Below are 402 nucleotides of genomic sequence, written 5' to 3'. Positions count from 1 at the left end.
GTCTGGACCCATTCTTCGATACCATCATGTATCTGAAGGAGACTGGCCAACTAGCCGGCAACGACCGCAAGCGACTTACACTGAAGCTGCATGGAATGGACCCGATTCAGAAGCAGACGTGGATGGAACTCAAGACATGGGTTCTGGGGACGAAGGAGCAGAAAATCGAGGTCTGCAAGAAATTCAAGATCGCGAAGCCATTCTGCCTGCGTGCGTGGTGTTTCAAACAATCCGAAAGCGGTAAGGGAGAAACCCTGTACGTAGAACAGAAGGGTGAAAAGAAAGCAGCCGAAGATTCGGAGGACTAAATGACGTTTAACCCGCTTGTTCTCGCGACCCGCGAGGAAATGGAACAGGCGGATGACCTCCTTCTATCACTTACGACATTGGCCAAGCCGTCTA

At 51.2% G+C, this 402-nt stretch carries 1 protein-coding gene; it reads left to right on the top strand.

All coding sequences use genetic code 11. The features are described from left to right. The coding region (locus AC1RPW_RS08030) for a hypothetical protein (protein ID WP_481769447.1) at window positions 1–308 on the top strand (308 nt) is incomplete at its 5' end. Window positions 309–402 lie beyond the last annotated feature (94 nt).

This window comes from Dellaglioa sp. CoH-55-MRSF-8, from assembly GCF_056782195.1.
The sequence above is the reverse complement of the archived record's forward strand: the minus strand, read 5'-3'. Positions and strand labels throughout refer to the sequence as shown.